This is a genomic window from Pricia sp. (assembly GCF_041745955.1).
Lineage (GTDB): Bacteria > Bacteroidota > Bacteroidia > Flavobacteriales > Flavobacteriaceae > Pricia.
Genome location: NZ_JBGTHY010000485.1, coordinates 1 through 19,513 on the forward strand (window position 1 = coordinate 1; position 19,513 = coordinate 19,513).

General features: G+C 46.2%; 17 protein-coding genes and 1 tRNA gene. 3 read left to right on the forward strand and 15 right to left on the reverse strand.

What is annotated here, in order from left to right; translation table 11 throughout:
* From ACEW8S_RS17020 to ACEW8S_RS17055, 8 genes are all read right to left on the reverse strand, one after another.
* Positions 1–425, reverse strand: a 425-nt coding sequence (locus ACEW8S_RS17020; protein WP_373519315.1) for a porin family protein, incomplete at its 3' end; no start/stop codon positions are given.
* Positions 426–547: 122 nt separating this feature from the next.
* Positions 548–1,030, reverse strand: a complete 483-nt coding sequence (locus tag ACEW8S_RS17025; RefSeq protein ID WP_373519316.1) for an ExbD/TolR family protein — start codon at positions 1,028–1,030, stop codon at positions 548–550.
* Between the two features lie 22 nt (positions 1,031–1,052).
* Positions 1,053–1,679: an ExbD/TolR family protein gene (locus ACEW8S_RS17030; RefSeq protein ID WP_373519317.1), complete on the reverse strand. Its 627-nt coding sequence runs from the start codon at positions 1,677–1,679 to the stop codon at positions 1,053–1,055.
* Between the two features lie 20 nt (positions 1,680–1,699).
* Positions 1,700–2,140, reverse strand: a complete 441-nt coding sequence (locus tag ACEW8S_RS17035) for a hypothetical protein (protein WP_373519318.1) — start codon at positions 2,138–2,140, stop codon at positions 1,700–1,702.
* Between the two features lie 21 nt (positions 2,141–2,161).
* A complete protein-coding gene (locus ACEW8S_RS17040; RefSeq protein WP_373519319.1) occupies positions 2,162–2,929 on the reverse strand; it encodes a MotA/TolQ/ExbB proton channel family protein in 768 nt (255 codons plus the stop codon).
* A 249-nt stretch (positions 2,930–3,178) separates the two neighbouring features.
* A tRNA-Ser gene (locus ACEW8S_RS17045) sits at positions 3,179–3,263 on the reverse strand.
* Positions 3,264–3,342: 79 nt separating this feature from the next.
* Entirely contained in the window at positions 3,343–4,362 is a 1,020-nt protein-coding gene (locus tag ACEW8S_RS17050; RefSeq protein WP_373519320.1) for an asparaginase, read from the reverse strand.
* A gap of 70 nt (positions 4,363–4,432) precedes the next feature.
* The gene (locus ACEW8S_RS17055) at positions 4,433–5,200 is read right to left on the reverse strand and encodes a TatD family hydrolase (RefSeq protein WP_373519321.1); all 768 of its coding nucleotides are present in this window, start codon (positions 5,198–5,200) and stop codon (positions 4,433–4,435) included.
* Between the two features lie 56 nt (positions 5,201–5,256).
* Here ACEW8S_RS17055 and ACEW8S_RS17060 point away from each other — a divergent pair, with 56 nt between their 5' ends.
* Positions 5,257–5,694, forward strand: a complete 438-nt coding sequence (locus tag ACEW8S_RS17060; protein ID WP_373519322.1) for a retropepsin-like aspartic protease — start codon at positions 5,257–5,259, stop codon at positions 5,692–5,694.
* Between the two features lie 5 nt (positions 5,695–5,699).
* Here the strand turns inward: ACEW8S_RS17060 and odhB are convergent, their stop codons facing one another.
* From odhB to ACEW8S_RS17085, 5 genes are all read right to left on the reverse strand, one after another.
* Complete coding sequence (gene odhB / locus ACEW8S_RS17065) at positions 5,700–7,013, reverse strand: 2-oxoglutarate dehydrogenase complex dihydrolipoyllysine-residue succinyltransferase (RefSeq protein ID WP_373519323.1); 1,314 nt, start codon at positions 7,011–7,013, stop codon at positions 5,700–5,702.
* Between the two features lie 174 nt (positions 7,014–7,187).
* Positions 7,188–10,040, reverse strand: coding sequence for a 2-oxoglutarate dehydrogenase E1 component (locus ACEW8S_RS17070; RefSeq protein ID WP_373519324.1), 2,853 nt, complete (start codon positions 10,038–10,040; stop codon positions 7,188–7,190).
* A 177-nt stretch (positions 10,041–10,217) separates the two neighbouring features.
* Positions 10,218–11,492, reverse strand: coding sequence for an amidohydrolase family protein (locus tag ACEW8S_RS17075; protein WP_373519325.1), 1,275 nt, complete (start codon positions 11,490–11,492; stop codon positions 10,218–10,220).
* An 82-nt stretch (positions 11,493–11,574) separates the two neighbouring features.
* Complete coding sequence (gene galE, locus ACEW8S_RS17080) at positions 11,575–12,591, reverse strand: UDP-glucose 4-epimerase GalE (protein ID WP_373519326.1); 1,017 nt, start codon at positions 12,589–12,591, stop codon at positions 11,575–11,577.
* A gap of 216 nt (positions 12,592–12,807) precedes the next feature.
* On the reverse strand, positions 12,808–13,977 hold the full coding sequence (locus ACEW8S_RS17085; RefSeq protein WP_373519327.1) for a DegT/DnrJ/EryC1/StrS family aminotransferase: 1,170 nt from the start codon (positions 13,975–13,977) through the stop codon (positions 12,808–12,810).
* Positions 13,978–14,050: 73 nt separating this feature from the next.
* On the opposite strand from ACEW8S_RS17085, the gene ACEW8S_RS17090 reads away from it, so the two are divergent.
* Entirely contained in the window at positions 14,051–15,286 is a 1,236-nt protein-coding gene (locus tag ACEW8S_RS17090; protein WP_373519328.1) for a 3-deoxy-D-manno-octulosonic acid transferase, read from the forward strand.
* A gap of 16 nt (positions 15,287–15,302) precedes the next feature.
* Positions 15,303–16,622: a sugar porter family MFS transporter gene (locus tag ACEW8S_RS17095; protein ID WP_373519329.1), complete on the forward strand. Its 1,320-nt coding sequence runs from the start codon at positions 15,303–15,305 to the stop codon at positions 16,620–16,622.
* Between the two features lie 413 nt (positions 16,623–17,035).
* Here ACEW8S_RS17095 and ACEW8S_RS17100 read toward each other — a convergent pair whose 3' ends face one another.
* Together ACEW8S_RS17100 and ACEW8S_RS17105 are read right to left on the reverse strand one after the other, a co-directional pair.
* On the reverse strand, positions 17,036–18,379 hold the full coding sequence (locus tag ACEW8S_RS17100; RefSeq protein ID WP_373519330.1) for a Gfo/Idh/MocA family protein: 1,344 nt from the start codon (positions 18,377–18,379) through the stop codon (positions 17,036–17,038).
* A gap of 146 nt (positions 18,380–18,525) precedes the next feature.
* On the reverse strand, positions 18,526–19,513 hold a 988-nt coding region (locus ACEW8S_RS17105; RefSeq protein ID WP_373519331.1), incomplete at its 5' end, for a DUF1080 domain-containing protein.

A 19,513-nucleotide genomic window follows, 5' to 3' on the forward strand; every position in this document is an offset into this window, starting at 1 on the left:
CCGACCACGTACCCTAGTTTGACCCCCGCATAGATACGCCAGAATTTATAATCATTGGCGTTGGAGTTCCGCCAACGAAATTCCAATGGAATTTCGAGCATATGGGTCTCGATTTTGCTTCTCTTTAAACTATCGCTATCCGCTATAATAGTATATTCAACACCGGTAGGTATTTCTATGGCGCGAAGGTTTGAATAATAGGAATAGACCCCATAACCCAAACCGATTCCAAAAGCTGTCGTACGACTTCTGTTTATAGGAATATCTTTGATTATACCTGCCTGAAGGCCATAGGATAGATTACGCTGGTTGACATTTTCGGGCATATCAACTAAAAAATTATAGGTAAGGCCAATATAAAATTGGTCTTCTAGGTACTTGCCATCCCTCAAGGTAGAATCTGGATAGACTTGACAATACCCCATCAGGGCCGATAGGAAAAGTGCACCAAAAAAAAACTGTTTCGCTAGCATATAAGTATTCCAATAAAAAAAACGCTTCAAACCATTAGTTTGAAGCGTCTTTTCTTTACGTTTTGACGATGATGCTATTGCAAATTATTGAATGCGTCACCTTCATAAGTAGTATAATTGACCTTTAGGGCGTTTACCTTGCGCAATTCTTGTTTTATATCTGAAATCAACCCCATGTTCGCCTGCTTGTCCACTTTAAGCGCAATGGTAAGTACATTTTGAAGTTCTTGAGACTTTTTCGCCCTTTCTTCCAAAATGTAGCCCCCAACATCGGCAGGGGATGAAAACTTATCGTTCAGTTGAATTCGAGCCTCTTTACCGAACTTGCTTGTGTATTGCGAAGTAGGCTCACCCACGTAAATGTAGATTACCCTATCTTTTTTCTCCAACTTCTTAGTCTCGCTAGCGTTTGGCAAGGTATTCTCAACTTTCAAGGTATTGTCTTTCATAACGGTCACCGTCATAAAAAAGAACAACAACATAAAAACGATATCAGGCAGCGAAGCCGTGTTCACCGCTGGCAGACCGGAATCTTTTTTCTTTGCAAACTTTGACATATCGTAATGATTTAACCTTTGATTAATTCGTTGTATCGGTCTCTGCCTCTGACAATTTCTGTGGAAACAGTTCTTGGATACGTTTCACCTTCTCCTTCAATTCATCCTGGACATCCGAGGAAGTTTCGGGATCAAGATACTCGGCTTCCATCGCTGTAAAGTCCCTTCCAAACAATCGTTGCGCCTCTCGGTTTCGAAGATCGTTGTACGCGCCTACCAACTCATTCTGGACGGTGATATAGGTACTATACTTCGTTTCCCTATCGTTTTTCAAGGATATAATGGCTTTTGCCGGATTATCCGAAGAATCTCCAAGACGTTTACCCTTGCAATAGCTACAATAATCGGGAGACCCGGAAGGTGCGGCACCATTATCCAAAAAGGCAATAGCCTTTTCACGCAGCTTTCTTATATCGGTAATTTCCTCCTCGACAAGCAACTGTCCATTTCGGTTTATATTCACCGTAAAGATATTCTTCTCTTTAATAATCGGCGGCGTTTCCGTAGGCGGTTCAATCGGCGGCAACATACGATCTAGACCTGCATCTGTTTCAATGGTCGTGGTGACCAGGAAAAATATCAACAGTAAGAACGCAATGTCGGCCATTGAGCCTGCATTTACCTCAGCCGGTGCTCCTCTTCTAGCCATAATTTCTAATATTTAATTAATTATTTCGTCGCTTTTCTAACGCCGCCCCAAATCATCGCCCCGACGGCGATTATAGTAAGAATGAAAAATACATTGATACCGGTGCCAATTCTTTTAATAATGGTTTCGGAAGTCTCGATACCCCGGTCAGCCATTTCAGGTATGCTTACATCGGTTCCATCGGCCAATACATAGGCTATTGCCACAACCAAGAGAAATCCAACAACGACGAAAATAGTCTTTTTGATACTCGCCGGGTTGGAAAATAAATGGATCAGTGAAAATACGAGACTAACAATGGCTGCGACACCCAACAGAATATAGGTAATCCAGAACATGGCATTGAGTGCGGCATTCTGTGTCGCTTCACCCACGGGAGCGTCCCTTTCCGGCAGCATAAACCACAGGGCGGCGCCGGCCAGACCTACAACTATTAAAATAATTTTTACAATTTTATTCATGGTTCCGTTCTATTTATGGGTTTACTTTACAACAACAACATCCTTTCTATGATCCACCAACATATCGATCAGTACGATGGAAGAATCTTCCATATCGTTAACAATACTATCGATCTTAGCGATGATATAGTTGTAGAAAATTTGAAGTATAATCGCCGTAATCAGACCGAATACCGTGGTCAATAACGCCACCTGGATATCACCTGCAATCAACGATGCACTCAAGTTACCTACCGCGCTAATCTTTTGGAAAGCCTGAATCATACCGATTACCGTACCCATGAACCCAAGCATGGGCGCAATAGCGATAAACAGGGACAACCAGGATACATTCTTTTCCAACTGCCCCATTTGTACACCGCCGTAAGCCACGACCGCCTTCTCGGCATTATCAATACCCTCGCCAGCCCTGTCCAATCCCTGATAGTAAATGGAGGCAACGGGACCTTTGGTGTTTCTACACACTTCTTTGGCCGCCTCAACACCTCCGGACGCCAATGCATCCTCGACCTGCTGCTTGAGCTTTGCCGTATTGGTAGTGGCCATGTTCAAATAAATGATACGCTCGATGGCAACGGCCAAACCGAGTATCAAACATAGTAGAACGATGCCCATGAAGCCTGCACCACCTTGAATGAACATTTCCTTTAGGACTTGGGTAAAACCTTTTTCAGCTTCTGCCGGAGCGGCATCTTGAAGCATGGTTGCGGTAGTCGCCATTGCATTTACAGTGTTCGTGCTCAATACAAACAGACCGCCCGCGGCTAGGATAGAGAATAATTTTTTCATTTTTTTCAAACTTAAATTAGTTATTTAATTGGGTTAAAGATAAAAAAAAATCACAATAAACAAAGGAAAACTTCGATGTCGAAGGAAAGCGGTGGTCCATGTTCTTGAAGACGGACCGAAATAAAAACGATCTACTTTCGCGGATTCGTTTTCAAACGGTGCCTACCAAACTATACCTCAACATATCGAACTAAACTACGAAGAATTTCAGAATAAACTAATTTCTATCCCAAAATCTTTTTGTTTTCGCAGAGAGGAAGGGATTCGAACCCTCGAAACGTTGCCGTTTACACGCTTTCCAAGCGTGCGCCTTCGACCACTCGGCCACCTCTCTATCCATCGTCACCAAAGCTACGGCTAAGGGTTGGGCAAATAACAAAAAAAATGTCAGTTGATAAAATTTAATCCGGTATTTATTCCATCTCCCCGCGCAAGGGGGTTTCAAAAACCGTCTTGAACAATTTTTCGCTAATATCGCTACCCAATAAGTACATCAGCTTTGTTACGGCCGCCTCTGTCGTAATATCCTTACCATTAATAACTTGCAATTTCTTAAGATGTTCACTGGTCTCGTACTGGCCCATCTGGACACTTCCGCCCGAGCATTGGGTCACGTTCACGATATGTATCCCCGAAGCCATCGCTTTTTTAATTTTTTCGACCAGCCAAGGTTCGTTCGGTGCATTTCCGGCCCCATAGGTTTCCAATATCAAGCCTTTGAGTTGCGGAATACTTAAGATGCTTTCAACTACGCGAGCATCCAGACCTGGAAAAAGTTTTAGTATGGCCACGTTCCTATCCATTTTTTTATGCACCTTGAATTTTTTCCTTGGATTTACAGGCAACAGATATTCATTGAATACCGTAAGATAAACACCCGACTCGATCAACCGGGGATAGTTCAATGATGCAAATGCCTGAAAATGCTCGGCGTTGATCTTGGTCGTTCGGTTGCCCCGATAAAGTTTGTACTCAAAATAAAGGCCCACTTCCCGAACCACAGGTTTTCCCTTGGCTTGTAGGGCGGCTATCTGTATCGAGGTAATCAGGTTCTCCTTCGCATCCGTGCGCAGGTCGCCAATAGGCAACTGACTTCCGGTAAAGATTACCGGCTTGGCCAAATTCTCGAGCATAAAACTCAATGCCGAGGCGGTATAGCTCATCGTATCGCTACCGTGCAACACGACAAAACCGTCATGGCTTTCGTAGTGTTGTTCAATAAGGATGGCAATTTCGACCCAATGCGAGGGATTCATGTTCGATGAATCGATGGGATGTTCGAAAGAGACCGAAGCTATATGGCAGTCCAATTGCTGGAGTTCAGGTATGTGCTTGAGCAACTTCTTAAAATTGAAAGCCTTTAAAATGCCCGTACCATATTCCTTGACCATACCTATGGTGCCGCCGGTGTATATTAATAGGATGTTGGTCATGATGGGATGTAAAGTTCACGTGTCAAGCGCAAGTTCAAATGTCAAGTTCAAGTCCAAAACGGATCGCGGTTCAAATCCCGAATACTTCCTTCGAGTTTCCCGTCGTGACCTCGGCGATTTTTTCTTTGGATAGACCATAGATTCCCGAAAGTTTTTCCAATATCGTAATAAGGTAGGTACTTTCGTTTCGTTTCCCGCGGTACCGTGCCGGGGCCATATAGGGGGAATCGGTTTCCAGCACGATATGTTTTAGTGGGATTTCCTTAAGAAAAGTGTCGATTTTTCCGTTTTTGAAAGTGACGACCCCGCCGATACCCAATTTCATAGTGTAGGATATTGCCTTTTGCGCCTGTTCCATGGTTCCCGTAAAGCAATGGAAAATCCCGAAAAGATCATCGCCCCTTTCGCTTTCGAGTACTTCAAAGATTTCATCGAAAGCATCCCGGCAGTGGATAACGATGGGAAGTTTGTGCTTTTTTGCGAGTTGGATCTGAAAGCGGAAAGCTTCCCGTTGCTGTTCCAAAAATGTTTTGTCCCAATACAGATCGATTCCGATTTCCCCAACGGCGTAGAATTTATGCTCCGAGAGCATTTCTTCGACATGCCACAACTCATCCTTAAAATTTTCCTTGACATGGGTAGGATGCAGCCCCATCATCAAAAATATATTTTTGGGATGGGCATCCCTCAAATCAAACATAGCCTCGGTGTAAGTGGAATCTATAGCGGGAATAAAAAAACGTTCTATGCCCTGATCCATGGCGTTTTTAATGACCTGCGACCTGTCTTTGTCGAATGCTTCACTGTACAAGTGGGTGTGGGTATCTGTCAATATCATGCTACAAAAATAGACTTATCTTTGTTTATTCTATAATTCAAAATAACATCCCCTGAATGAAATCCCTCAAAAAATTCTTGAAAAAGAAGAAGTACGTTAAAATACCAATGCAATTGACCGAGACCAACCATTTTGCGATTATGGCAAAAATCAATGGGGTGAAGGGCCGGTTTATTTTGGATACCGGCGCCTCGAACACCTGCGTTAGCTTTGATAAAATCGAATTTTTCAAATTAATTTCGGAAGAATCCGAAATAAAGGCAGCGGGCGCAGGAGCTACCAATATGGAAACCCTGATTTCGACCAAAAACCGCATAGAAATCGGCAAATGGAAGAAAAAGAAACTGCGAATCGTATTGTTCGACCTGGTTCACGTCAACGAAGCGCTGACCTCCCACAAGGCCCTGCCCGTAGATGGCATTGTCGGGGCCGATGTGCTTATCAAGGCTCGGGCGGTTATCGATTATGGGAAAAATTGTGTCTATCTAAAATAGCTATCCTACATCTCCAACGCCTTCTTTACATCGCCGTCCATCAGCAGTTCTTCGGGATTTTCCAAAGCTTCTTTGATGGCAACCAAAAATCCGACGGATTCCTTACCGTCGATGATGCGGTGGTCATACGATACCGCCACATACATTATAGGGGCTACGGCTATGGCCCCGTCAATGGCAATAGGCCGCTCTACGATATTGTGCATGCCTAAAATGGCACTTTGCGGGGGATTGATGATCGGGGTCGACAACATCGAGCCGAATACGCCCCCGTTGGTTATGGTGAAGGTTCCGCCGGTCATTTCATCGACCGTTATTTCGCCTTCACGGGCGCGGATGGCCAAGCGTTTTACCTCGGCCTCGACACCTCTAAAAGTCAGGTTCTCGGCATTGCGGATGACGGGGACCATCAAGCCTTTCGGACCTGAGACGGCAATACTGATATCGCAAAAATCATAGGAAATCATTTCCTTACCATCGATCATCGAATTAACGGAAGGAAATTCTTGAAGTGCCCTAACCACAGCTTTCGTGAAGAAGGACATAAAGCCTAAGCCTACGCCGTGCTTTTCCTTAAAATCTTCTTTGTACGTATCACGAAGCTCGAAGATGGCTGACATGTTGACTTCGTTAAACGTGGTCAACATGGCGGTTTCGTTCTTGACGGCTACCAACCGCTCCGCTACTTTTCTGCGGAGCATCGAAAGTTTTGAACGGGTCTCGCCGCGGTTGCCCCCGGTCGGGGTGCCCATAGACGGTTGCGCATTTACCGCATCGTCTTTGGTGATGCGGCCATCTTTGCCACTTCCTTTAATGGATGAACCATCCATATTTTTTTCCGACAATATTTTTTTGGCCGCCGGCGAAGCTACACCCGAAGCGTAGGTTTCTTTCGCCTGTTTGGGTTGGGGCGCTTTGTCCTTATCTTCGGAGTCCTTTTCTGAAGAGGATGTTTCCGTGTCCTTATCTTTGGATTTTTCTTTTGAAGTGTCTTTCCCGGAAGCCTTATCCGCATCCTCTTTATCCGCATCCTCTTTATCCGCCTCCTTTTTATCCCCATCCGAATCTTCGCCGGGTTTTTTGCCCTCGGTGTCGATCAAACAGACTACTTCTCCCACGGCGACGGCATCGCCAACCTCGGCTTTTAAAGTAATGGTACCGCTTTCTTCTGCAGGAAGTTCTAACGTGGCCTTATCGGAATCGACCTCGGCGATGGCCTGGTCCTTTTCCACATAATCGCCGTCTTCTACCAGCCATTCCGCTATCTCAACTTCGGTAATGGATTCGCCCGGGGACGGGACTTTCATTTCTAAAATCATGCTGTTGATGTTTGCTGTGTTATCTTTCGTTTTTTCAATCCGACCTGCAAAGTATTCCCCGACCTAGGAGGGGCTGCTTGTAGGTGTCTAAGGCGTTTTCGACTCGGCCGGGCTGGCTAGACCTACAACGAGGTCGCTAAGCGACAACACCTTGCAGGTCTGGCCGGGTTCGGGTCATGCCTTTTCCGCTTCTTCCTTCGGGCGGGGCTTCGGTTTCGACATATTGTTCTTGCTCTTGTCGAACACATAGTCGATGACCTGCTGGTGCCGCATTTTAGATCGCACCGCACTACCGGCAGCGGGGGAAGCATAGAATCTTCTCGAGGCTACCCGTAGTTTGTGTGCATCGCTGAAATGCATCATCATATGGCTCCATGCCCCCATATTTCGGGGCTCTTCCTGCGCCCAAACGAGGTCATCGGTGTTTTTATATTTTTTGATGATTTCCTTCATTTGTTCGAAAGGCAAGGGGAACAACTGCTCTATCCTTACCAAGGCAACATCGTCTCTATCGTGCTCTTCTTTGGCGGCCAAAAGATCGTAATAGAATTTGCCGGTACAGAAGACCAGACTTTTCACTTTTTTCACATCCGCGGAAGCGTCATCGATTACCTCTTGAAACCTGCCGTTCACAAATTCGTCAACGGTCGAAACCGCTTTCGTATGCCGTAAAAGGCTTTTCGGGGTAAAAATTATCAGCGGCTTCCTAAAATTGACCTTCATCTGCCGGCGCAAAATATGGAACATCTGTGCGGGGGTCGTAACATCGGCCATATACATATTATCACGAGCACACAATTGCAGATATCGCTCCATACGGGCGGACGAATGTTCCGCGCCCTGGCCTTCGTAGCCATGGGGCAACAGCATTACCAATCCGTTTTGCAGCTTCCATTTATCTTCCGCGGCGGAGATATATTGATCGATCATGATCTGGGCACCGTTGCTGAAATCACCGAACTGCGCTTCCCAAATGGTCAGCGTATTGGGGCTCGCCATGGCATACCCGTAATCGAAGCCTACAACCGCATATTCGGACAACAAGGAATTATAAATCTGAAAACGGCCCTGCTTTTCGGACAGATGGTTCAATAATACGACCTCTTCCTCGCTCTCCTCTACTTTCATGACCGCATGACGGTGCGAGAACGTGCCGCGCTCGATATCTTGCCCTGACATACGCACCTCGAAGCCTTCTTGCAACAAACTGCCGTAAGCTAAAAGCTCGCCCATCGCCCAATCGAGGTTATCGGTCTCAAAAAACCGTTTGTTCCGGTCCTTGATCAGTTTATCTACTTTCCGGAGGAATTTTTTATCCTTGGGCACTTCTGTGATTACCTTGGCAATATGGGTCAGTTCCTTTCTATCGACAGTGGTATCTACAGGGGCCATCATCTCCCATTCCCGTGCATTTTCGAAGCCTTTCCATTCATCGGCCATAAAAGGGGTGATCTCGGTCTTGTCCTCTTTTCGGGAATCTTCCAATTCTTCCTCAAGGGAGGCCTTGTACTCCTCTTCCAACTGTTTTACGTAGCCTTCTTCGATAACCCCTTCTTCTAGCAATTTGGCCGCGTAAATATCCCTTGGATTATCGTGTTTGGCAATGGCCTTATAAAGCTTAGGTTGTGTGAAGCGGGGTTCGTCGCCTTCGTTGTGGCCGTATTTTCGGTATCCCAAAAGATCTAAAAATACATCGCGTTCAAAGCGCATGCGATATTCGAGCGCTAAGAGCGAAGCATGTACCACGGCCTCGGCGTCATCGGCGTTGACATGCAGAACCGGACTCAAAGTGACCTTGCCGACATCAGTACAATAGGTAGAACTACGGGCATCGAGATAATTGGTGGTAAAACCGATCTGGTTGTTGACCACGATATGTACGGTTCCGTTGGTTCGATAGCCTTCCAACTTCTCCATTTGTATGACCTCATAAACTATTCCCTGACCCGCGATGGCGGCATCACCATGTACGATAATCGGCAATACTTTCGAAAAGTCATCGGGATAATGGTCGTCCTGTTTTGCCCTTGTGATTCCTTCGACTACCGCGCCCACCGCCTCCAAATGCGAAGGGTTCGGCGCGATGTTCATTTTTATCCGGTTACCATTATCGGTCTTGCGCTCGGAAGTCCAACCCAAGTGATATTTTACATCCCCATCAAAAATTTCCTGTTCGTAATCCTTACCGTCGAATTCGCTAAAAATATCTTTGGCGGCCTTGCCGAAAATATTGGTCAGTACGTTGAGCCTTCCCCTGTGAGCCATTCCCATGACAAACTGCTCCACGCCCATTTCGGCGGCGCGTTCGACAACGGCATCCAAGGCGGGAATCAATGACTCGTTACCTTCTAAGGAAAAACGCTTCTGACCTACGTATTTTGTATGCAAAAAAGTTTCAAAAGATAGGGCTTGGTTCAGTTTTTTTAGGATGCGCTTCTTGTGGTCATTGTCAAAATCAGGGTGATTATCGTTGACGTTCAAGTAGTTCTGAATCCACTCGATACGCTCGGGGGACCGAATATACATATACTCGACCCCAATGGCGTCGCAGTAGATACTTTTCAGATGCTTGATGATTTTGCTGAGGGTACCGGCGCCGATACCGATAATCTCACCGGCATTGAAAACTGTATCCAAATCGCCTTCCGATAGTCCGAAATTCTCTAGATCAAGGGTGGGCTCGTACTTTCTACGGTCACGTACGGGATTTGTTTTTGTGAACAAATGACCCCTACTGCGGTATCCGTCGATAAGGCGGATGACCTGAAATTCTTTTTGTAATGACCGTGGCATTTCCAACTGTTGGCCGTTGTTGATGGCCGCGGCATTGAATTGGGTCTGTTTGTCGACCGAATCCGTTGCTCCATATCCGTCGCGTTCCTCCAAGGCGCTTTCGGTACCGAAATCGAAACCTTGAAAAAAAGCACGCCAGCTGGGCTCGACACTATCGGGACTTTTAAGATATTTGTCGTATAGATCCGAAAAAAAAGATGCGTGCGCAGAATTTAAAAAAGAATACTTATCCATAAAAAAGTTCTCTGTCTTGCCAATTTTCCAAATGGATACAAAAATACAATTTTTCCCATTTCTGGCTGTATCTTAGCGGCCATTATTGCAAAACAGGAAAGATAATGAATAAAAAATACCCCATGTGCCGTAAACGTTTTTTTTGAGCCCCTTCTGATAACCACGCTATCAAGCTGCTCACTTTTTATAGACCACTCCATCTTTCATTACAAAAACAACATTTTCTAAAGTAGCCACATTCTTTTCCGGATTTTCGTCAACGGCAACAATATCGGCCAGGAAACCTTCTTTGAGTTGACCCAGTTCATCGCCTATACCGAGTAGATCAGCTCCCGTTACGGTGGCGGACTTGAGCGCCTCCATTACAGGCATACCTGCTTCTACCATATAACCGAACTCTTTGGCATTGAGCCCATGCGGAAAAACACCCGCGTCGGTACCGAAGGCAATCGGTACGCCTTTTTTATAGGCCCTTTTGAACATGTCCTGGATCATAGGCCCGATCTCGGCCGCTTTTTTGGCGACGACCGGGGGAAAATAACCTTCAACCTTCGCCTTTTCGGCCACCTGTTTTCCGGCGGTGATCGTCGGCACTAAATAGGCATCATATTCTTTCATCATCGCCATGGTCTCGTCGCCCATCATAGTACCGTGCTCGATAGTTTTGATACCCCCCTTTATGGCACGCTGCATGCCCTCGTCACCATGGGCATGTGCCGCAGTCAGCATTCCATAATCCTTTGCCGTTTCGGTTATGGCCTTGATTTCCTCGACGGTGAACTGCGGATTTTGTCCGCTTTTGGCTACGCTCAAGACGCCGCCGGTCGCGGTTATTTTGATGACATCGGCACCCTCTTTATAGCGTTGGCGGACGGCCTTTCGACCATCTTCAGGAGAATTGACCACGCCCTGCTTTGGACCTGGATCGCCCGTCAGGTCTTTGCGCATGCCGTTGGACGGATCTGCATGGCCACCTGTGGTCGCCAATGACTTTCCGGCCGTATAGATTCGTGGGCCTTCCACAAGTCCTTTATCGACCGCGTTCCGTAGCGCAATGTTCACACCGGTACCGCCTAGATCGCGTACCGTGGTAAAACCCGCCATCAAAGTCCGTTTGGCATAGACCACCGAGTTAAAGGCGATGTCCGCCTCATTGTCGGTAAAACGATTGAGGTAGGATTTTGGACTGGATTCACTTTCTAGATGAACGTGCATATCGATAAAACCCGGTAGCACGGTTTTATCCTTTAAATCGATTACCGTATCCTTTTTGGAGCCATTCACGAAACCGTCCTGGATACTTTTTATCCTATTTCCCGATACAATAATTGTCTTCTCGGGTAGTATTTTACCTGATTCCGTATCGACTATATTTCCGCATTGCAAGTATTTATCTTGAGCGGATAGTATAAGGATAGAAAATAGCGAGAGAAAGAGTAGACCTTTTTTCATGAGGAGCGGTTTTACCGGGTAATTTATTTGCCCTGTAGGGTGTTTGAATTTGAGTTTTATTTTTGAATTAGTAGTTGTCTCTTCACCCCCGAATCTTCTGTTCCCAGTCCCAAGCCGATTTCATGGCTTCGTCGAGCGTGAACTGCGCTTTCCAACCCAAAACTTCGTTGGCCTTAGTGGTATCGGCATAGGCGGAAACGATATCTCCCGGCCTTCTGTCCACTATCTTATAGTTCAGTTTTTTACCCGATACGCGTTCGAAACTCTGAATGACCTCAAGCACCGTACTTCCTTTGCCCGTACCCAAATTGAACACTTCATAATTCTTGGGGTTCTTGCCTTCCAAAAGTCGTTTCAATGCTTGCACATGGGCTTTGGCCAAATCGACCACATAAATGTAATCCCGAACGCAGGTACCGTCTTCCGTGGGATAATCATCACCGAAAACGGATAACTCTTCGCGAAGTCCTACTCCGGTTTGGGTAATAAAAGGTACTAAATTTTGGGGTACGCCAATGGGCAGTTCCCCGATTTCCGCACTGGGATGGGCGCCCATGGGATTGAAATAGCGGAGAGCGATAGCATTTAAATGAGGTATCACCTTACAGGTATCTCGAATGATTTCCTCTCCCATCTGTTTGGTATTGCCGTATGGAGATTCAGCCGGTTTTACAGGGGCATCCTCGGTAATGGGCATTTCATTGGCCTGCCCGTAGACCGTACAGGAGGAACTAAATATAAAACTGGATTTCTTCTTTTTCGATAGTTCTTTAAGGATGTAGACCAGCGTTCCGATATTGTTCTCGTAGTATAGCAAGGGTTTTTCAACGCTCTCCCCTACCGCCTTGGATGCCGCAAAATGGATAACTCCCTCAACATCGTCATGCCGTTTGAAAAAATCGGAAACCTTGGCTTTATCCCTCAAATCGATTTTTTCGAACAAAGGCATTTTGCCGGTAATCGCGTTGACCCCCTCTAAAACTTTTTCGGACGCGTTCGAACAGTCGTCAATGATAACGACCTCGAAACCTTCGTTCTGTAATTCGACCACCGTATGCGAACCGATGAAGCCTAGACCGCCTGTTACTAGTATTTTCATGTGGGATGTTTGTGGTTTGGAGTTTATTGTTTGGGGTTAAAAGTTCAATCGCAAATTTAACTGTCAAGTTCAAAAATAGTTCACGGTTTAATCGCTACTTCCCAGCTGTTCAAGGTTTAAGGTTATCTCGGATTTTATTAAACCTTGAACCTGCCAACGGCAGGGTTGAACCTTAAATTTTCTTTGCAACTACTCGTGCCCGCCGGCAGGCAAATCTCATCCGTTCACAAATTCAATAACCGTCTTCGTTATAAATCCGATTTGCTCATCGTCAAGTTCCGTGTGCATGGGCAAGGAGATGACTTCTTTTACCAATTGGTTCGTTATCGGAAAATCGGCTTCGTTATACCTTTCATCGGCATACGCTTTTTGTTTGTGCAGGGGAATGGGATAATATACCCCACAGGGAATGTCCCGTTCGCCCAAATATTTTACGAGGGCGTCACGCTTTCCATTAGTAATTCGCAAGGTATATTGATGAAAGACATGGCAATCACAGGTGTCGCAGATATTCTGTTCGCAAAGGCCATCACAATGGTTGACCGTTTTTGGCACAACACTATTTTCCTGACCCTTGAATGCCGCGGAATATTTGCGGGCCGCATCTCTTCTTGCGTCGCAGTAGCCATCCAATTTCGGCAATTTCGCACGTAAGACCGCCGCCTGAATGGAATCCAATCGGGAATTGACCCCGACCACATCGTGATGGTAGCGTTCGTACATCCCGTGGTTTACAACACCCCGAAAAGTGTGCGCCAAATCATCGTCATTCGTGAAAATAGCTCCGCCATCACCATACGCACCTAGGTTTTTAGAAGGGAAAAAAGAGGTCGCCCCGACGTGGCCGATAGTGCCAGCTTTTTGCTTGCTACCATCCTTAAACGTATAATCGGCGCCGATGGCCTGGGCATTATCCTCTATTATAAATAGGTCATGCTTTTTGGCCAATGCCATAAGGGCCTCCATATCGGCACATTGCCCGAAGAGATGCACCGGCACGATGGCTTTCGTCTTAGGGGTAATCGCCATTTCAACGGCCTTGATATCGATAGTAAAGGTATCGGCCTCCACATCGACCAAAACTGGCGTAAGTTGCAAAAGGGCAATGACCTCTACCGTGGCGGCAAACGTAAAATCGGCCGTAATGACCTCATCTCCGGGCTGTAGCCCCAGTCCCATCATGGCAATTTGAAGGGCATCGGTACCATTGGCGCAGGGTATTACGTGCTTGACACCGAGATATTTCTCCAAGTCCTTCTGAAAGGTCTGTACCTCGGGGCCGTTTATAAAGGCGGAGGTTTCCATTACCTCGGCAATGGCCAGATTCACCTGCTCTTTTATGCCTTCATATTGGCCGCCCAAGTCGACCATCTGGATTTTTTTCATAAAACAAAAATACGAAACCAAGGTCAACAAATTATAGAAAGAAACGTATTTTAGCCCTTCAAACCCATAGTCAGTGTACGCTATCTACAACCTGATCGTCGAAATTTCATGGTTCGTCCTACAAATATTGGCACCTTTTAAATCCAAGATCAAACTTTTCGTGTCGGGAAGAAAGGAAACTTTCGGACTGCTCACTACTGGTATTTCCAAAGATGATAAAGTAGTTTGGATGCACGTGGCCTCCTTGGGGGAGTTCGAACAGGGGCTTCCTATCATCGAAAGGTTACGGGCCGAATATCCATCCCATAAAATTTTGGTCACTTTTTTCTCCCCTTCGGGATATGAGGTCAAAAAGAATTCCTCAGCTGCGGATCTCGTCGTCTATCTTCCCATGGACACAAAGAAAAATGCATCCCGTTTTTTGGATACGGTACGACCGGACTTGGCCATTTTCGTTAAATATGAAATCTGGCCCAATTACTTAAGGGAGCTTGAAAAAAGGAAAATTCCCACTATCCTGATCTCCGCAATTTTCAAAAAAGGGCAAATCTATTTTAAGGGGTACGGTGGATTTATGAGGAAGGCCCTTCGCAAGTTCGATTATTATTTTGTGCAGGATGTCGCATCCCAAAAACTATTGACATCCATCCAAATAAAAAATACTTCCGTCACTGGGGATACCCGCCTAGATCGGGTTTCGGAAATTTTGGACGGGGATAACCAGCTCGATTTCATGCACGCCTTTAAAAAGGACAGGCTCTGTTTTGTTGCCGGAAGCACTTGGCCCGATGACGAGTCCATTCTGATTGATTATATTAACCATGCACCCAAAAACCTCAAATATATTTTGGCGCCGCATACCATAAAAAAGGATAAAATCTTAGGGCTTGCCGGAGCGATCACTAAGAAAAAAGCGCTCCTCTCGAATATAGATATACACAGCATCGGCGACTGCGAAGTGCTTATCGTCGATACCATCGGGCTATTGACCAAAATCTACAGTTATGCCGATATCGCCTATGTCGGCGGCGGTTTTGCGACGGGACTCCACAATACCCTAGAGCCGGCCGTATTCGGAATTCCGGTCATTATCGGTCCCGATTACGAAGGCTTTAAGGAGGCGGAGGATTTGGTAGCTCAAAAAGGGATCCTTCCAATAAAAGACCAATGGACGTTCGGCGAACTGATGAAAAAAATACTCGACAATAGCGAATTCCGTAAGAACACTGGGATAATAAATGCGGGGTATATCGCTAAAAACAAAGGAGCCAGCAAACAAATTATGGCATATATTCGTACATTGCTCTAACCAATACAACCCACCTATGAATTCCAAAATCTTAAGAATTTCGTTGATTGCCGCTTTGGCGGGATTTTTATTCGGTTTCGATACCGTTGTGATTTCCGGGGCGGAGAAAAAACTGCAACTTTTATGGGATTCTTCGGATGCCTTTCATGGATCGGTCGTTATCGGGATGGCCCTTTGGGGCACCGTAGTCGGTGCTATTTTTGGGGGAATACCTACCGACCGGATCGGCAGGAAAAACACCCTGATATGGATTGGGATACTCTACTCTGTATCCGCCATCGGTTCGGCCTTCGCCAACGACCCGATTATGTTTGCGGCGGCCCGGTTTATCGGCGGTCTTGGGGTTGGGGCTTCGACCGTAGCGGCACCCGCTTACATATCAGAAATCGCACCCGCAAAAGACAGGGGCCGTTTGGTCGGCTTCTATCAGTTTATGCTTGTTTTCGGAATTTTAATGGCCTTTGTCTCCAATGCGTTACTGAGCAATGTTGGCGAAAACGATTGGCGTTGGATGGTCGGTGTAGAAGCATTCCCCGCAATTATCTATACCTTGTTCGTAGTTTCGGTACCCAAAAGTCCGCGATGGCTATTGACCAAAAATCGCACGGAGGAAGCCCGGACAGTTCTCGCTACTATAAACCCCGAACTGACCATAGAGAAGCTTAGAGCGGATATGAACGAAGGGATGGACGAGCATAGTGCCTCGGAAAATATTTTTATGAAAAAATACCGATTTCCGTTGATGCTGGCCTTTTTTATCGCTTTTTTCAACCAGTTTTCGGGTATCAATGCCTTTTTATACTACGCCCCCCGTATTTTCGAGGCGGCGGGACTCGGGGAAAGTACGGCACTTTTAAGTAGTATCGGAATCGGGATTACCAACATCATCTTCACCTTTGCCGGTATTTTTCTGATCGACAAGTTGGGTAGAAGGCAGCTCATGTATATTGGCTCAGTGGGCTATATCATATCCTTATCGCTGGTAGCTTCCGCTTTTATTTTGCAATGGGAAGGTATGGCCGTACCAATCTTTCTCTTCCTATTTATCGCTTCACATGCCATAGGCCAAGGCGCCGTTATTTGGGTGTTTATCTCCGAGGTATTTCCCAATCATCTCAGGGGATCGGGACAGGCTTTCGGCAGTTCTACCCACTGGGTATTAGCGGCCATCATTCCTTCTTTGGTACCCTTTCTGTTTACCGAAATCGGCCCGGGGCCGGTGTTTGCCTTTTTTGCCTTTATGATGGTCTTGCAATTGCTGTTCGTGCGCTTTTTTATGCCAGAGACCAAAGGGGTTTCGCTGGAAGAATTGAGCAAGCAGTTTAGGAACAAGTAGGCCTTAAATTCTGGGAAATTAGGGACTAACGGTCGTTGGCACGGTCAAATTTTCAATCCACAAAGTTGGCGACTTGTCGGAAAGATTATACTTACATCGGCAAAACATACTAAAAATTAGACAGTTAGTCGAAAAACTTGTCGAGAGTCGCAAAGGCAGTTTCATTTTTCCGTATCTTAGTAGAAACAATACAAATGAATATGGAACGAGAACTAAGTCCCGGTGTCAAAATACTCAACGCCGTTCTAAAAATAATGATTGCCTGTTTGGTATTTATTTTAGTGGCGATACCAATCGCGTTAATTTTAGATTTGATTGGTATTTTATGACCTGGTAAAACATCAACGATACGAAATAAATGGTTTGTGCTTTGTGGACCGTTTGCATACGTTTTGGTATTGCCTTTGGAAACCCTAAACCGAAGGCTCCCATCCATCGGCATACTCCCTTTTCCACCAGTCCTTCATCACCTGTTCATTGTTCGTTACTTTTCCCGTCGCCGGATCAATTTGTAGGGTCTCACCCGCATCTTGCGCCATGTTGCCCAAATGGCAGAGCATTGTTGTCACACTGGCATCATGAATGTCGGAATGCAGGGATTTATCTTCTCGGATACCTGCAAAAAAGTTACTGATATGGTTGACATCGAGTCCGCCTTCTCCGCGTGTATTCGTACCGGCGCTTTGGCCTCCGTCCTCTTTTTCCTCTTTGATCAGTTTACCGCCCAAGTCATACAATTGATATCCATCACGGCCCAACATAATAATGCCTTTGCTACCGTAAATCGTAGCGCCCCTTCCGGGTTGATCGGGCATAATCAAGCCCCGGCTGTGGCCCGTCCAAGTAATGAACTTGTTGTCGGGATATGCATAGGTTAGTTGTTGATTATCCACAAATTCCCAATCATCATCGAAGGTATATTTTCCTCCGAAAGAGGTAACGCTATCGGGCAAGCCAACACCCAACGCCCATCTGCAGATATCGATTTCGTGTGTACCGTTGTTATGCACCTCTCCGGTGCCCCAGTTTCGGAACCAATGCCAGTTGTAAGGGTGGATGTTATCGCGATAGTCTTCCCGGACTGCCGGGCCTTGCCACATTTCCCAATCCAAGGTCGGTGGGACATCGATTTTTTTTCCCGTTCCGATGGAATCCCTATTGTTCGAATAGTAGGCTTCGCCTTTATACACGTCACCAATAATACCTTCGTTAATTTCCTTGACCGCTAAAATGGACGTTTTTGCGGAACGTTGCTGGTTGCCCATCTGTACTTTTTTTCCGTACTTCTTCTGGGCGTCGACCAAGAGTTGATTTTCGTGGGGATTGTGGCTGCAGGGCTTTTCAACATAAACGTGTTTGCCCGCCTGCAAGGCCATTATCGCCATGGGCGCATGCCAATGTTCGGGGGTAGCGATAAAAACGGCATCCACTTTCCTATCCTCCAAAACCTTTCTAAAATCCTTTTCGACCTTGGGTATATAGCCTATGTTCTTTTGGCACCAGACATTGTGCTCTTCGATAATCTTGTCGTCGACATCGCAGCTATACAGCACTTTAGCATTGGGGTCATTCTTAATGGCGGCAAAATGCGCCTTTGCCCTGCTCCTCACGCCTATGACCGCGCAATTGATATGGTCGTTGGCACCCCATATATTGCGATAACTGGGCACTGACATGGCGTTGATACTACCGCCGAACGCGATACCGGCTGCTCCTGCGGAAGCTTTTTTGATAAAATTTCTTCTGTTTTGGCTCATATTATTCGCTTATAAAATTAATTTCTTTGTACCCATTTCTTGGTTCCCCTTTTTAGACAAAGAGGCGAAATTCGGCCTAGCCGAATGATGGGCTATGTCTCTGCACCCAACAATACCCTCTATATTTCGAACGCCCTTTAGGTAATCTATTCTTTATCCATAATCGGCCTAATTTTTACGTTCCGGAACGACACCAGATCGCCGTGATCCTGCAAGAGAATATGACCTTCGTCCGATTCCCCGAAATTCGGCCATTTGTCGTATTTGCTTTCCGAGACGAGTTTTTTGTATTCGGGACTTTTACGTTCGTATTCCAACACTTTCACTCCGTTAAGCCAATGTTCCACGTGACTACCGTCAGAGACGATCCGTGCCGTATTCCATTCGCCGATTGCGTTTATCGGTTTCTCCGGATCGGCTTGAATCAGGTCGTATAGCGAGGCCACGGTACGGCTTCCTTCTTGGTTTCCCAGTTTGGCATCGGGGTGGCGCTCGTCGTCCAAAATCTGATATTCGAGGCCGATGGAAGAGCCCTCGCCCTTGTTCATGTCGGTATCCACAAAATATTTGATACCGCTATTGGCGCCTTCGGTCAGTTTAAAATCGACCATCAGTTCAAAATTTCCATAGAGTTCTTTGGTGACAATATCGCCCCCGGCCGTAGATTCTTCCCCGCCCGTAGAAAGTACACTCAACACGCCATCCTCGATTTTCCATCCTTTGTCGGGGAACTCGTCCAGCCTTGCGCCACGCCAGCCATCGGTGGTTTTTCCGTCCCAGAGTAACTTCCAACCGTTCTCTTTTTCGGATTGGGTAAGATTGTTCTTTGTAGTAATCGGTGGTATTGGTGAGGTTTTGTTGTATTTGGATAGGCTATCGGTCAAAATCTTGATATTTTTCCACATGATCTCGGTTCCCGCCTCGTTCTCCTTAGGGATACTGTGTACTTGCAGGGCGATAAAGCCTTCCGCGGTCTTATCGTCGATAAGATTAGCCGCCGGCACCCCGTTGATCCAAGTTTGAATGGTATCGCCGATGGCCTCTATTCGGTAATGGTTCCAGTCGTTCTGCTTAAAAGCCTTTTGTGCTTCTGGATTATCGGGAAGCGGATTTAGCCAGCCCCTTCTTCCCTCG